Origin of the sequence: Pseudoxanthomonas sp. (assembly GCF_027498035.1) — a bacterium.
In the GTDB taxonomy this organism is placed as follows: Bacteria; Pseudomonadota; Gammaproteobacteria; order Xanthomonadales; family Xanthomonadaceae; genus Pseudoxanthomonas_A.
On the sequence record NZ_CP114978.1, the window covers coordinates 3,240,651 to 3,254,044 of the forward strand.

12 protein-coding genes are annotated in these 13,394 nt (G+C 68.0%); 3 read left to right on the forward strand and 9 right to left on the reverse strand.

Annotation, left to right across the window (positions count from 1 at the left end; genetic code table 11):
* Window positions 1-309: 309 nt before the first annotated feature.
* Window positions 310-1,359, reverse strand: a complete 1,050-nt coding sequence (locus O8I58_RS14075) for a YeiH family protein (RefSeq protein WP_298317268.1) — start codon at window positions 1,357-1,359, stop codon at window positions 310-312.
* 85 nt (window positions 1,360-1,444) lie between these two features.
* Between O8I58_RS14075 and O8I58_RS14080 the strand changes: the two genes are divergently transcribed.
* Window positions 1,445-2,347: a LysR family transcriptional regulator gene (locus O8I58_RS14080; RefSeq protein WP_298317270.1), complete on the forward strand. Its 903-nt coding sequence runs from the start codon at window positions 1,445-1,447 to the stop codon at window positions 2,345-2,347.
* Window positions 2,348-2,440: 93 nt separating this feature from the next.
* Here O8I58_RS14080 and O8I58_RS14085 read toward each other — a convergent pair whose 3' ends face one another.
* The 7 genes from O8I58_RS14085 to O8I58_RS14115 all read right to left on the reverse strand — a co-directional run bounded on the left by O8I58_RS14085 (window position 2,441) and on the right by O8I58_RS14115 (window position 10,174).
* Window positions 2,441-3,382: a bifunctional helix-turn-helix transcriptional regulator/GNAT family N-acetyltransferase gene (locus O8I58_RS14085; RefSeq protein ID WP_298317272.1), complete on the reverse strand. Its 942-nt coding sequence runs from the start codon at window positions 3,380-3,382 to the stop codon at window positions 2,441-2,443.
* A 214-nt stretch (window positions 3,383-3,596) separates the two neighbouring features.
* Window positions 3,597-4,826 (reverse strand): multifunctional CCA addition/repair protein, encoded by a 1,230-nt coding sequence (locus O8I58_RS14090; protein WP_298317275.1) that lies wholly within the window; start codon window positions 4,824-4,826, stop codon window positions 3,597-3,599.
* A gap of 26 nt (window positions 4,827-4,852) precedes the next feature.
* Window positions 4,853-6,817, reverse strand: a complete 1,965-nt coding sequence (locus O8I58_RS14095; protein WP_298317277.1) for a transglycosylase SLT domain-containing protein — start codon at window positions 6,815-6,817, stop codon at window positions 4,853-4,855.
* Between the two features lie 75 nt (window positions 6,818-6,892).
* A complete protein-coding gene (locus O8I58_RS14100) occupies window positions 6,893-7,633 on the reverse strand; it encodes an endonuclease/exonuclease/phosphatase family protein (RefSeq protein ID WP_298323003.1) in 741 nt (246 codons plus the stop codon).
* Between the two features lie 46 nt (window positions 7,634-7,679).
* Window positions 7,680-8,489, reverse strand: a complete 810-nt coding sequence (locus O8I58_RS14105; RefSeq protein ID WP_298317279.1) for a thiol:disulfide interchange protein DsbA/DsbL — start codon at window positions 8,487-8,489, stop codon at window positions 7,680-7,682.
* An 83-nt stretch (window positions 8,490-8,572) separates the two neighbouring features.
* Window positions 8,573-9,214 carry a thiol:disulfide interchange protein DsbA/DsbL gene (locus O8I58_RS14110; protein WP_298317281.1) on the reverse strand — a complete coding sequence of 214 codons (642 nt, stop codon included), beginning with the start codon at window positions 9,212-9,214 and terminating at the stop codon, window positions 8,573-8,575.
* A gap of 129 nt (window positions 9,215-9,343) precedes the next feature.
* On the reverse strand, window positions 9,344-10,174 hold the full coding sequence (locus O8I58_RS14115) for a c-type cytochrome (protein ID WP_298317283.1): 831 nt from the start codon (window positions 10,172-10,174) through the stop codon (window positions 9,344-9,346).
* A gap of 221 nt (window positions 10,175-10,395) precedes the next feature.
* On the opposite strand from O8I58_RS14115, the gene yihA reads away from it, so the two are divergent.
* A complete protein-coding gene (gene yihA / locus O8I58_RS14120) occupies window positions 10,396-11,028 on the forward strand; it encodes a ribosome biogenesis GTP-binding protein YihA/YsxC (protein WP_298317285.1) in 633 nt (210 codons plus the stop codon).
* 16 nt (window positions 11,029-11,044) lie between these two features.
* Here the strand turns inward: yihA and O8I58_RS14125 are convergent, their stop codons facing one another.
* Window positions 11,045-11,737, reverse strand: a complete 693-nt coding sequence (locus O8I58_RS14125) for a VIT1/CCC1 transporter family protein (protein WP_298317288.1) — start codon at window positions 11,735-11,737, stop codon at window positions 11,045-11,047.
* Between the two features lie 255 nt (window positions 11,738-11,992).
* Here O8I58_RS14125 and O8I58_RS14130 point away from each other — a divergent pair, with 255 nt between their 5' ends.
* Window positions 11,993-13,357, forward strand: a complete 1,365-nt coding sequence (locus O8I58_RS14130; RefSeq protein WP_298317291.1) for a glutamate--cysteine ligase — start codon at window positions 11,993-11,995, stop codon at window positions 13,355-13,357.
* Window positions 13,358-13,394 lie beyond the last annotated feature (37 nt).

Genomic DNA, 13,394 nt, shown 5'->3' on the forward strand with positions numbered 1-13,394 from the left:
GCATCGCGCCTTCGACGCGCCCAAGTGCAGGGCTTTCGCGCCTGCGGCGCGAGTGACTTTTGTCGCGGCAAAAGTCACCAAAACCGCTTCTCGCCGGACGCGATCCGCCGCTGCGCGGCGGTCCCCTGCGCTTCTCGGGCGTCAGGGCACGGCGCCCAAACTCGCTACGCTCAAACAAGGGCGCCTCTTCGGCCCTGACGCCCTGCGATGCTCGGCTCGCTTTACGGCTCAGTCGATGAAGCGAACGGCCAAAGCAACAGCTAACGTCGAAAGCCACAGCCACAGCCACAGCCACAGCAGCGTCGAGCGTCAGCCCAGCAGTGCCATCGCCCCGCGATTGAGCAGGTAACCACCACCGATCAGCAGCACCCACAGGATCGACGCCAGCAAGAGTGGCTTGGCACCGGCCTGGCGAATCGAGCCCCAGTGCGTACGCAGGCCCAGTGCGGCCATCGCCATCGCCAGCAGCAGCGTGTCCAGCATCTGGATCGCATCGATCACTGCACTTGGAAGCAGTTGCAGCGAGTTGAACCCGGCGACTACCACGAACAACAGCGCGAACCACGGGATCGTCAACGGCGTGCCGCCTGCGCTGCTCGTGTTGTTGCGGCGGCGCAGCCAGGCGCCCAGCACCAGCAGAAATGGTGCGAGCAGCATCACCCGCAGCATCTTCTCGATCACCGCGGCCGAAGCGGCTTCCTCGCTGACCGCGCGTCCGGCGACCACCACCTGCGCCACTTCGTGGATGGTCGAACCGGCGTAGACACCGTAGTCATGCGCACCCACGCCCAGCAGCGGAAACATCCACGGGTACAGGAACATGGCCAGCGTGCCGAATACCACCACCGTCGCCACCGCCACCGACACCTTGTGGGCCGGGGCGCGGATCACCGGTTCGGCGGCGAGCACGGCGGCAGCGCCGCAGATGGCGCTGCCGGCCCCGATCAGCATCGAGGTCTCGCGGTCCATCTTCAGCACGCGCGTGCCGATCCACGTCGCCGAGCAGAACACGCCAGCCACCACCGCCAGGTCGATCACCAATCCTGCCGCGCCCACGCCGAGTACGTCCTGGAAGGTCACCCGGAAGCCGTACAGCACGATGCCCGCGCGCAACAGCGCGCCCCTGGCGTAGTCCACGCCGGTGGCGGTCCGGGGCGCGATGGACGGGAATACCGTATTGCCCAGCGCGATGCCGATCACGATGGCCAGGGTCAAGGCGCTCAATCCGGCGGTCCTGGCCCAGGCCAGGTTGGACAGCCAGAACCCGGCCAGGGCGACCAGCAGTACCAGGATCAGGCCGGGCCAGAAACCGGGGTTTCGGGCCAATGCGGGTGAGGACGGCGCGGCAGTGCTGGACATGGCGGCAGCGTTCGAACGGCAAGGAAGATGCCGCCATGCTCCGCCCGGCACTAGAATGCGTCCAATACATCATTCTCAACTTTCCATGAATTCAGCTCATGGCTTGAACCTGCACCTGCTGCGCGTGTTCTCCGCGGTGGTGGAGCACAACGGCTTCTCGCGCGCGGCCGAGGCGCTGTTCGTGAGCCAGTCGGCGGTGTCCAAGGCCCTGCGCGAGTTGGAGAGCCAGCTCGACCTGCCGCTGATCGACCGCTCCGGTGGCCGCGGCGTGCGGCTTACCGACGGTGGCCAGGCGCTGTACCGGCACGCGCGCGGCATCTTCGCGATGGAGCGTGCGGCGCTGGAGGAAGTGCGCGAACGCGTCGGCCTGCGCCGTGGCGGCCTGCGCATCGGCGCCAGCACCACGGTGGCCGCGTACTGGCTCGCGGACGTGTTCGCCCGGCATGTGGCCCAGTACCCGCAACTGGACAGTGCCTTGGTGGTGGGCAATACCGAAGAGGTGTCGAACGCGCTGATCGACTGCCGGATCGACGCGGGCTTCGTCGAAGGCCCGCCGCATGACGAGCGCATCGTCGCCACGCGCTGGCGCGAGGAGCCGCTGCAGGCGGTGGTGTCGGTGACGTCATCGCTGGGTGTGCAGCGGCGTGCCAGCGCGAAGCAGTTGGCCATGCAGCGCTGGCTGGTGCGCGAATCGGGATCGGGCACGCGCGAAGTCGCGCAGACCCTGCTGGAAGCGCGCGGCATCGTCATGGCGCGCACGCTGGAGATCGGCAGCAACGAGGCCATTGCCCGCGCCGTCGCCGCCGGTGACGGGGTCGCGATCCTGCCGGCCGCCGTGGTCGCTGATCTGATTTCGGTGGGGAAACTTCGCGCCCTGGCGCTGCCCGATGGACCGGCGATGCAGCGGCCGCTCTATCGCCTGGAGCTGCTCAACCGTCCGCGCTCGCCCGCATTGACGGCGTTCCTGCAGTCGCTCGAAGCACCGTGATACCGCGCCCTGCGCAACGCAGGCGCTGCTTGCGCCGACCATCCTGATCGATGCGCATCGATCAGGCGTCCTGGAGAAGACGGTGTCCGGTGCTTACGGTCGGAGCCTGACGAAATGCTGTTCCAGGACTTCCTTGCCCCATTGGCTGCCAGTCTGCTGCTCGGCCAGCGCAAAGCCCTTGGTTTCGTAAAGGTGGCGCGCGGCATCCAGTCCGGAAAACGTCCACAGGTGCGTCTCGGAAAAATCGCCTTCATCCGCGAATGCCAGGGCGGCATCCAAGAGCCTTTTCCCCACCCCGGTGCCGCGGGCGCTGTCATCAAGAATGAACCAGCGCAGATGCGCGATGCCCGCCCCGAGATCCTGGCCGTCCATCGCAATCGAGCCGACGATCTCGCCATCCTGGATCGCCGTCCAGATGGCGTTGCGAGGACTTTCGAGGCGGTTGCAGAAGTCTGCCAGGCCGCCGGCCACACCCGATTCGAACCGCAGGCCAAAGCCGGATTCGCGGGCATAGTAGAGCGCATGTATCCTCGTGATCGCAGCGATGATGCCGGGTTGGTAGCCAGGAATGATTTCGGCTTCGGGAGGCACGGGCAGGTGTTCTGCCTGGGGGGCAAGGGCCTGGGAATACAGGCGCAGGCCTTCGCGTACCGTCCGTGACTGCCCCTGCGTCAGGTGCCTGAGGGCCCCGGTGACCTGTGCGTGCCCGAACACATGGATGGCCTCGAGCCGTCGCTTGCCGGCGGCGGTCAATCGCAGGCGCTTGATGCGGCTGTCGGCCTTGCCCGCCTGCATCCGCACGTCGCCGGACGCCACGAGCTTGTGCAGCATCCGGCTGACGCTCGACTTTTCGAGGCGAAGCTTCAGCCCAAGGTCGCGTGCGGTCATGTCGCCTTTTCCGATCTCGATGAGCGCATGCACCGCCGACGGCGAGAGCTCGGTGCCGGCGAAGCTTCCGCCCATGAAACCCAATTCACGGACCATCGCGCGCGACGCGGATCGGATTTCCTCGATATGGGCAGGGTGGGTGGGCACGCAGGGATCCTTTTGGTTGGCCAAGGTGCACGTTACAATCCAGTAGTTGTATCGTGCAACTTAATCCGGCACGGGATTTCCGGGAGGCGTCTGCGTGGTCCCACGCGCTTTTCTAGCGTGGGCGTGGGCTAGCTGTGCTTCGATCAGAGTGCGGGAAAACCCCAGCGGACCAAGGTCCGCGCTGCCGTGGTGGGCATCGTCGGCGGATGCATGTCTAGGTGGACGTGGCGCGGGCCTGCGCAATCGCGGCGATGCGCGCGCGGCGCACGGCTTCGCCGATCTGCGGGCCACGCAGGCCTTCGCTGGCGACATCGCGGGCGTTGATGGCGCAGGCAGCGGCGTGCAGGCGAACGAGTTCACGGCCCTGCGGATAGTCGTCCTCGGCACTGCCGGCGCGGCCGCGTTTGTCGCACGCGCAGACCAGCGCCAGCTGGGCGATGCGCGCGGGTTTGCGGAATGCGTCGCAGCGGGCCAGCAGGTCGTGCACGGTGGCGTCGCGCAGCTCTGCCAGGCGATGCACATTGAGGTGTTCGCGGCAGGCCATCACCGCCAGTTCGCGATGCTCGCTGGGGACCTTCAGCCGTTCGCACAGCGCCTGCAGCGGCTTCAGCCCGGCCTGTTCGTGGCCGATATGGCGTGGCAGCAGCTCGGCGGGCGTCAGTGCCTTGCCCAGGTCGTGGGTGAGCGCGGCGAAACCGATCACCTCATCGCCCGGCGCCAGCCGTGCGGCCATGTCGCTGACCAGTTCCTGGTGCACGCCGGTGTCGACTTCCGGATGGAACTCCGCGCGCTGTGGCACGCCGTACAGCGCGTCGAGTTCGGGCAGCACGTGCGTCAGCGCGCCGGCGTCGTGCAGCGTGCGCAGGAACGCGCTGGGCTGCGCGTAACCCAGCGCGCGACGCAGCTCCTGCCAGACGCGCTCGGGCACCAGGGTGGACAGCTCGCCGCTGTCGGCCATCTGCCGCATCAGCGCCAGCGTTTCCGGCACGACGGTAAAGCCCAGCGGCGCGAAGCGCGCCATGAAGCGCGCCGCGCGCAGCACCCGCAGCGGATCTTCGGAGAACGCCGGGCCGACATGGCGCAGCACGCGCGCCTCGATGTCGCGCGCGCCGCCGTACGGATCGACCAGCGTGCCGTCCGCATCGCGTGCCATCGCGTTGAGGGTGAAGTCGCGGCGCTGCAGGTCTTCTTCCAGCGTCACCGATGGATCGGCATCGACCACGAAGCCGCGATAGCCGCGCCCGGACTTGCGTTCGGTCCGTGCCAGCGCGTGTTCTTCCTGGGTGTCCGGGTGCAGGAACACCGGGAAATCCTTGCCCACGGCGCGGAAGCCTTGCGCTTCCATCTCCGGTTGCGTGGCGCCGACCACGACCCAGTCGTGGTCGCCAGCAGGCAGGCCGAGCAGGGCATCGCGGACTGCACCGCCAACGAGATAGGTCTTCATCGCGCCATGATGCCTGAGCGCCTGGGTCAGTTCGCCACGCCCTGTGCGCCGGTGCAGACGAAGGGCTTGCGCTTGCCGTCGAGGCGGCCGTTCATGCGGTCGGTCAGCGACAGCGCGTCCTTGTTCAAGCGCCAGTCGTAGATCACGCTGAAGGCCAGCACGCGGGCCACGTACTCGCGTGTTTCCTTGTAGCTGATGGTCTCGATCCATATGTCCGGATCGAAGCCCGGGCGCTGCGACTGCCAGCGCGCGGTCGGCGTCGGGCCGGCGTTGTAGGCGGCGATGGTCATGTATGGCGTGCCGTACTTGCCCAGCAATTCGCGCAGGTAGGCGGTGCCGATGGCGATGTTGGTGTCCGAGTCGTACAGGCTCGGCGCGCCGGCGTAGGCAATGCCGTTGCGCTGGGCCACGCCGGCGCCGGTGCCCGGCAGCACCTGCATCAGGCCCATTGCATTGGCCGGCGAACGTGCGTTCGGATTGAAGATGCTCTCGGCACGGATCTCGGCAGCGACCCAGGCCGGGTCGATCGCGTTCTTCGATGATTCGCGGCGGATGGCGGTGTCGTGGTGCAGCGGGAAGCGCAGGCTGTAGAGCTGCAGTTCGTCCGGCTTCTTGCCCAGCGAGAACACCGCGCGGTCGAACCAGCCGTTGTCGCGCGCCACTTCCACCGCCATGCGGCGCTGGTCGTCGTCGAAGCGGGTCAGTGCGTCGTTCCACTCGGCGGTGGCCCAGGCGGCGCGGTCCAGTTTCCACAGCTCGATGGCGCGGATCAGCGCCGGGTCGCGCGCCACGGCCGCTTCGGCCTGGGGGCTGTCCTGCGGCTCGCGCGGGCACAGCGCATAAGGCTGGCCCAATCGGTCGGCGGCCATGAAGCCATGGAAGGTCGCGGTCTTGGCGGCCTCGGCATACAGCCGCGTGGCCTGGGCGGGCTGGCCGGTCTTGTCGAGCATGCGGGCTTCGAACCATTCCCAGCGCGCATCGCTGCGCTGTGCCGGCGGCATCTCCTGGATGGCTTTCAAGGCCGATGGCCAGTCGCTACGCGACAGCGCTTCGCGGGCCTGCCATTCGTGCAGGCGTTCGTCAAAGGCCGCGTCGGGCACCGCGGCCAGCCGGCGTGCGGAATCGGGCAGGTACGAGGCGACGGTCCACAAGGCGATCTGGTAACGCACCTGGCCCTGCTGGTCGGCGGTGAGGCCCAGGACCTGCGCGTACTGGGGCAGCAGGCGTTCGGCGTTATCCGGGTCCTTGCGGGCCAGCAGTTCCAGGCCATCGCTGGCCATCTGCCGGCTGCGATCGGATTTCTCCCAGCCCAGGCCTTGCGAGGCGGGGGCGTCCAGGAAACCGGCGTAGGCCACGGCTCGGCTGCGTTCACCCGCGGACAGGCCATTGGCAGCCGCGCGCATCACCGCGGTCTGGCCCAGCGCGGCCGCGGCATCGATCCGCTCCCAGCGCAGTGCGTCGGTGAGCTGGCCCTGGCTGGTGAGCGCGGCGAACACCGGATCGCAGCCGTCGGGCAGTGGCTTGCCGGTGGTACGCCACAGGTCCTGTGCGTCCTTGGTCCAGGTGGCATCAGCCTTGCCCTGGACCCACAGCGCCTGCAGGCGCGCGCAGCGAAGGCCGGTGTTCTCGGTCGGCTGCCAGTTGGCCAGCAACGCGTCCCAGTCCTTGCGGCGGGCCAGCGCGGGCAGCCAGGTGCTGCGGAAGGCCGCCGCGACCGGCTGGTTGGCGTAGCGCTTCAGGAAGTCCTGCGCCTGCGCGTTGCTGGTCGTGTCGATGTTGCGCTTGAGCTGGGCGAACTCGATCCAGCCACGCAGCGGATGATTGGCCAGGGCCAGGGCCGGGTCCGGCAGTGAGGCATTGGACTGGCCGCGTTCGGCGGCCTCCAGCGCGCTGCGCACCAGCGGACGCTGGGCGTCCAGGTCCTGCGCACCCGCCAGCGGGGCCACGGTGCACAGGGTGATCAGAGCGGAGAGCAAGGCAATGCGGGTCATGCCGCCGATGATAAGCACGCCCGGATGAATCGGATTTTGCATGGCCCGCGCAGGCGTTCGCGCGGGCTGCCGGCCTTACTGGCGCAGCGCCTCGGTCGGCACGTCGATCTCCAGCGCCAGCGCGAGGTGATCGGAGAACGCGGCAGGCACCGCGCGCGCGTTGGCATGGGCCAGGTGGTCGGTGACCAGGATGTGGTCGATCGCGCGCTGCGGGCGCCACGATGGAAACGTCGGCACGGAGAAGCTCGGCGGGCGCAGATAGGTGCCCGCATACAGCAGGTCCATTTCCGGCACGTCGGACACGCAGTTGAAGTCGCCCATCAGCACCGAATGCTTGTGCGGGGCCAGCAGCTCGGCGATGAAACCCAGCTGCATCCGCCGCGAGCCGTTGCCCAGCGACAGATGCGCCACCGCCACCACCAGGCCGTCGTCGCCCTGGCCGAAATGCGCCAGCAGCACGCCGCGCCCGGCGATACGACCCGGCAGCGGATGCATCGCCACCTTGACCGGTTCCAGCTTGCTCATCAGGCCGTTGGCGCTGCCGGCCACGCGGGCCACGTTGCGGTTGGGCTGGTGGCTCCAGTACTCGAAGCCGGCCCGCTGCGCCACGTAATGGGTCTGGTTGGTGAAGCCGGACCGCAGGCTGCCGGGGTCGGCTTCCTGCAGTCCGACGATGTCGTGCCCACCGGCCAGTTCGGCGATCGCATCCAGGCTGGTGCGCTTGGCGCCCACCGGCAGCGCGTGCGACCAGCTGCGGGTGAAGTAGTCGCTGTAGCGGCGGGTGCTGGAGCCGGCCTGGATGTTGGCGCTCAACATCCGCAGCCGGCGTGGCGAAGCGGGGGACTCGGACATCATTCCAGCCTTACTTGGCGGCGGCCGCCTGGCGCTCGCGCGCGATCAGGTGGTCGGCGATGCGCAGCATGTCGGCCATCGACTTGCCCTTGACCAGGTACTTGCCGGCCACGATCACCGACGGGGTGCCGCCGATCTGCGCACGCATCAGGAACTGGTTGGCCTTGGCCATCTTGCCGGCCACGGCGAAGCTGCCCACGGTCTGCTCGAACTGCTCGGCGCTCACGCCGTACTGGGTGTACCACTGCGCGATCTTCTTCAGGTCGATGCTCTGGCCTTCACCCGGCAGGGTCTTGTCCACGTGGATCGCCTTGAAGATCGCGTCGTGACTCTGCTTGTCCACGCCCAGCGCCTGGGCGGCGTAATAGACCTTGGCGTAGTCGCGGAAGTCAGGGCGGAACTGCGCCGGCACGTAGACCACGCGCACGTCGGCCGGCTCCTTGGCCTTCCACTGGTTGAACAGCGGCTCGAACTGGGCGCAGGCCGGGCAGATGTAGTTGAACGCTTCGACCACTTCGATCTTGCCGTCGGCCGGCTCGAACGGCTGGCCATCGGTGATCACGGTGTAGTCGCTGCCTTCGACCGGTGCGGCGCCTTCGGGCACGACCGGCGGATTGTTGTTCGGTACATCGGCGGCGGCCTGGGCTGGAGCGGCGGCGGCCGGAGCCGTGGCGGCTTCGTCGGTGGCCGGGGCGCTGGCGGCAGGCGCACTGGTGGCCGGGGCTGCGGTGTCGGCGGCAGGCGCGGCGGCTTCGGGCTTGGAACAGGCGGCCAGGACGGGCAGCAGGGCCACCAGGGCCAGGACGAAACGGGTCTTCATGTGCAACACACTCCTTGAAAGCATTGTGTGGGAGGCCGGCCGGCATCATGCCCGGCCGCCCGTTTATTTCAGATGTGGGTGGCTTATTTGGCCGCAGCCAGTTCGCGCTTGATCAGGAAGTCGGCCACCTTCAGCACGTCGTCCGGATTGGCAACCTTGATGCGGTACTTGCCGTTGACCACTAGGGTCGGGGTGCCGGTGATGCCGCTGGCCATGCCGAAGGCACGGGCCTTGTCCAGCTGGGCAGCGACCTGCGGGGATTCCATGGTGGCGGCGAACTTGTCCGGGTCCGGCCCGAAGCGTGCGTAGAACCCGGCGATTTCCTGGTCGCTGGCATTCTGGATCGGCAGCTCGTGGGTGTCGTGCAGGGCGGTGAAGACCGCCGCGTGGCTCTGCTTGAGCACGCCCATGTTCTGCGCGGCGTAATAGGCCTTGGCGTAGGGAATCCAGAAGCCGCCGAACGCCGCCGGGACCGTGGTCACCCGCACGCTGGCCGGCTGCTTCTTCTGCCAGGCCTCGAACTGCGGCTCGAAGTGCGCGCAGTGGATGCACACATAGCCGAATACCTCCACCACCTCGACCTTCTGGCCACCGGTGAGCGGGGCGAACGGCTGGCCACCGGCGATCACATCGTAGTCATCCCCTTCGGTGGGGTTGGTCGGCGAAGCACAGGCGGCCAGGGGCAGCAGGGCGAGCAGGGCAAACAACAGCAGGCGCGGTTTCATGCAGGTGGCGTCCTTCCAAAGGGCGTGGGGAGAGGGATTGTCCGGCAAAAACGACAACGCCGGCCATGGTGGGGCCGGCGTTGCAATGATCAGGGTGACAGCCGGCTGTGCCGCCGGACGCCTTTGACACTAGGACTGCTGCGTTGGTTCCGCGGCCGGTGCAGCGGCTGCCGGTGCCGGCGTGGTGCCGGCTTTGGCCGCGGCGGCATCGGCGCTGCTGTCATGCAGGCCCTGGATGTAGCTGGCCAGGGCCTGAATTTCCTGCTCGGTCAGCGGCTTGGCCACCTGGGCCATGATCTGGAAGTGGGCCGGATCCTTGTAGGTCGTCGTGCCGGCCTGGTACTCCTGCAGGCGCCGGACCACATAGTCCGACGGCTGGCCACCGATGTGCGGATACGGCGGGCCGGGATTGCCGGCACCGCTGGGGCCGTGGCAGGACATGCAGGCCGGGATGCCGCGCTTGGCGTCGCCGCCGCGGAAGATCTGCTGGCCGGCCTCGTAGAACTTCAGGCCTTTGTAGGGGCCGTCGGTGATCGGGGTGTCGTCGGCCACGCCGGCACCGGCTTTCTGGCTGGCGAAGTACGCGCCGACATCACGCATGTCCTGGCTGCTCAGGGTCTGGGCGAAGGGCAACATCACCGCGGCCATGCCGGTGGTGCGCTGGCCGGTGGCGAACAGCGCCAGCTGCTGGGCGATGTAGCGTTCGCCCTGGCCAGCCAGGCGCGGATAGATCGGTGCGGCCGGATTGCCGTCGGCACCATGGCAGGCGGCGCAGGTGGCGGCCTTGGCTGCGCCGGCCTTGGCGTCGCCCCAGTGGGTCTTGGCCAGGTCGATCTCCAGCGGCTGGGACTCGACCGGCGCGTTGTCCGGCAGTGGGGTCACGCTGGTCTGCGCGTAGGCGATGGCGCCCGCGGCAAGCAAGGCAAGGCTGGATAGTCCCAAGACACGAGCGTGGCGCATTAGCTGGAGCTCCGTGGTTCCTTTGGATCGCGCATGCCGGGTTCGGGTGGCGCGAAGCGGGCCGATTATCGTCATGGCCCGCGCAGGTGGTCAATGCGACCCCGGTCGGGGATGGCGCTTCTGTCGCTTTGGCAGGAAATCGCGGGCAGATGCCGGAAAAAGATGGCGCACTGCAGCACGTCTGCCGGTTGTCGCCCCCGCGCCCGTGCGATCCTATGCACATGGCCGTTTCCAACTATCTCAATGCCGCGCATTACCTGCTGTCGGCCCACAACACCCGCCAGCTGCCGCCGGACGAAGGCTTTGAAGTGGCTTTTGCCGGCCGCTCCAACGCCGGCAAGTCCAGCGCGCTCAATGCACTGGCCGGGCACAACGCCCTGGCCCGCGTGTCCAAGACGCCGGGCCGCACCCAGCAGCTGGTGTTCTTCGAAGTGAAGCCGCAGCGCTGCCTGGTCGACCTGCCGGGCTACGGCTACGCCAAGGTGCCGATGGACCTGCAGGCGCACTGGCAGGCCTTCATCGACCAGTACTTCGCCAGCCGCCAGGCCCTGCGCGGGCTGGTGGTGGTGATGGACATCCGCCACCCGCTCAAGGACTACGACCGGCAGATGCTGGGTTACGCCGTCCAGCGCGGGCTGCCGGCGCACGCGCTGCTGACCAAGGCCGACAAGCTGGGCCGTGGCCAGCAGATGCAGGCCATGGCGGCGGTGAAGAAGGAGCTGCACTCGGCCTACGGCGACAGCGTGGGTGTGCAGGTGTTTTCTTCCGAATCCAAGCTGGGCGTGGACCAGGCGCGCACCGTGGTGCAGCAGTGGCTGGAACTGATGCCGGCCAGCGCACCGCAGCCAGTCTGAGCAACCGAGCCCGGCGTCAAACCGGGACGTGGAACAGCAGGCCGACGCCATGCGCGGCGGCCATCGCCAGGGCTCCCCAGAACACCACGCGTGCCGCGCCGCGCAGCACCGGCGCGCCGCCGGCCCTGGCCGCCAGCGTGCCCGACAGCACCAGTGCCAGCAGGGTGGCGGCGATCACCGCCACGCTGGCATGGGCATGGAAGGCCAGCGCCGCGAAGAGCGGCAGCAGTGCACCTACCGAGAACGCACACGCCGAGGCCAGCGCCGCCTGGACCGGCCGCGCGCGCAGCGTGTCGGTGATGCCGAGTTCGTCGCGGGCGTGGGCTTCCAGTGCGTCGTGCGCGGTGAGTTGTTCGGCCACCTGCCGGGCCAGCGCCGGTTGCAGGCCGCGCTGCTCGTAGATGTGGGCCAGCTCGATCAGTTCGTTGTGCGGGTCTTCGGCCAGCTCGCGTTTTTCCAGGGTCAGGTCGGCGTGTTCGGTATCGGCCTGCGAGCTGACCGACACGTATTCGCCAGCGGCCATCGACATCGCGCCTGCGACCAGCCCGGCCACGCCGGTGGCGATCAGGGTCGGGGCATTCGCACCGCTGGCCGCCACGCCCACCATCAGCCCGGCGACCGAGACGATGCCATCGTTGGCGCCGAGCACGGCGGCACGCAGCCAGCCGGTGCGGTTGCTGCGGTGGATTTCGGAGTGGTGCGTGCGCATGCAGCGTCCAATGCAGGGAAGCGGATCCGCAGCGTAGCGATTGCCGGTGGTGGATGGCGAAGTGCGAGGCCAGGTGCGAATGCGATGCGCCTGCCGATGTAGTAGCCCGCTGCTGCGCGCCACGGCGATGGAATGCTGAAAGCCGTTCCGGAGCAGCGATGCTGCACATCCGGCCCGGTATAGTGCGGCCCTTGCGAGGGTCGGCGCGCCGGAGACGGGCGCCTCACTCCACCCACGGTCACTGCGAGTTGCCCCTTGTCGAGTCCCAGCCACGTTGCCGATACGCCCATCACCGACCTGTCGCAGCTGGTGGAATATTCCGCGTCCGGCTCGCGCCCGCGCGAAGACTGGCGCATCGGGACCGAACACGAGAAGTTCGGCTTCCGTACCGACGACCTGCACCCGCCGGCCTTCGATGGCGAGCGTGGCATCGAAGCCCTGCTCAATGGCCTGACCCGCTTCGGCTGGGAAGCGGCGCCGGAGAACGGCCGCACCATCGCCCTGCTGCGCGATGGCGCCTCGGTCACGCTGGAACCGGCCGGGCAGCTGGAGCTTTCCGGCGCGCCGCTGGAAACCATCCACCAGACCTGCGTGGAAGTAGGTAGCCACCTCAACGAAGTGCGCCAGGTCGCCGACCAGCTGCAGCTGGGGTTCCTGGGCATGGGCTTCCAGCCCAAGTGGCGCCGCGACGAAATGCCGTGGATGCCCAAGGGTCGTTACAAGATCATGCAGTCCTACATGCCCAAGGTCGGCCAGCTCGGTCTGGACATGATGACCCGCACCTGCACGGTGCAGGTCAACCTGGACTATGGCTCCGAAGCGGACATGGTCAAGAAGTTCCGCGTGTCGCTGGCGCTGCAGCCGATCGCCACCGCGCTGTTCGCCGATTCACCGTTCACCGAAGGCAAGCCCAACGGCTACCTGAGCTACCGCTCGCACATCTGGACCGATACCGATCCGGACCGCACCGGCATGCTGGATTTCGTGTTCGAGGATGGCTTCGGCTTCGAGCGCTATGTCGACTACCTGCTCGACGTGCCGATGTATTTCTCCTACCGCGATGGCATCTACCACGACGCCAGTGGGCAGAGCTTCCGTGACTTCCTCAAGGGCAAGCTGCCGGCGTTGCCGGGTGCGCTGCCGACGCTGCGCGACTGGTCCGATCACATGACCACCGCCTTCCCGGAAGTGCGCATGAAGAAATTCCTGGAGATGCGCGGCGCCGACGGCGGCCCATGGAATCGCCTGTGTGCGTTGCCTGCCTTCTGGGTCGGCCTGCTCTACGACGATGCCGCACTGGATGCCGCCTGGGACCTGGTCAAGGACTTCACCCTGGAAGAGCGCCATGCCTTGCGCGATGGCGTGCCGCGCCATGCGTTGAAGCTGCCGTTCCGCGGCGCGACCGTGCGCGAGCTGGCGATCGAAGCCATCAAGATTTCCCAGGCCGGCCTGCGCCGACGTGCACGCCTCAATGGCAACGGCGCCGACGAATCTGCGTTCCTGGACGTGCTGGCCGAAATCGCCGAGACCGGCCAGACCGCTGCCGAGCGCAAACTCGAGCTGTTCCACGGCGCCTGGAACGGCAGCGTCGATCCGGTGTTCCAGGAATTCGCGTACTGAGCCGCATCCGCTGCTGCGCAGGCGCCCGTCACGGGGC

Coding starts and splice junctions, on each gene's coding strand:
- O8I58_RS14110 (WP_298317281.1), bottom strand. CDS start 9,214: ATGAAACCGCGCCTGCTGTTGTTTGCCCTGCTCGCCCTGCTGCCCCTG.
- O8I58_RS14095 (WP_298317277.1), bottom strand. CDS start 6,817: ATGACCCGCATTGCCTTGCTCTCCGCTCTGATCACCCTGTGCACCGTG.
- O8I58_RS14100 (WP_298323003.1), bottom strand. CDS start 7,633: ATGTTGAGCGCCAACATCCAGGCCGGCTCCAGCACCCGCCGCTACAGC.
- O8I58_RS14115 (WP_298317283.1), bottom strand. CDS start 10,174: ATGCGCCACGCTCGTGTCTTGGGACTATCCAGCCTTGCCTTGCTTGCC.
- O8I58_RS14090 (WP_298317275.1), bottom strand. CDS start 4,826: ATGAAGACCTATCTCGTTGGCGGTGCAGTCCGCGATGCCCTGCTCGGC.
- yihA (WP_298317285.1), top strand. CDS start 10,396: ATGGCCGTTTCCAACTATCTCAATGCCGCGCATTACCTGCTGTCGGCC.
- O8I58_RS14125 (WP_298317288.1), bottom strand. CDS start 11,737: ATGCGCACGCACCACTCCGAAATCCACCGCAGCAACCGCACCGGCTGG.
- O8I58_RS14105 (WP_298317279.1), bottom strand. CDS start 8,489: ATGAAGACCCGTTTCGTCCTGGCCCTGGTGGCCCTGCTGCCCGTCCTG.
- O8I58_RS14075 (WP_298317268.1), bottom strand. CDS start 1,359: ATGTCCAGCACTGCCGCGCCGTCCTCACCCGCATTGGCCCGAAACCCC.
- O8I58_RS14080 (WP_298317270.1), top strand. CDS start 1,445: ATGAATTCAGCTCATGGCTTGAACCTGCACCTGCTGCGCGTGTTCTCC.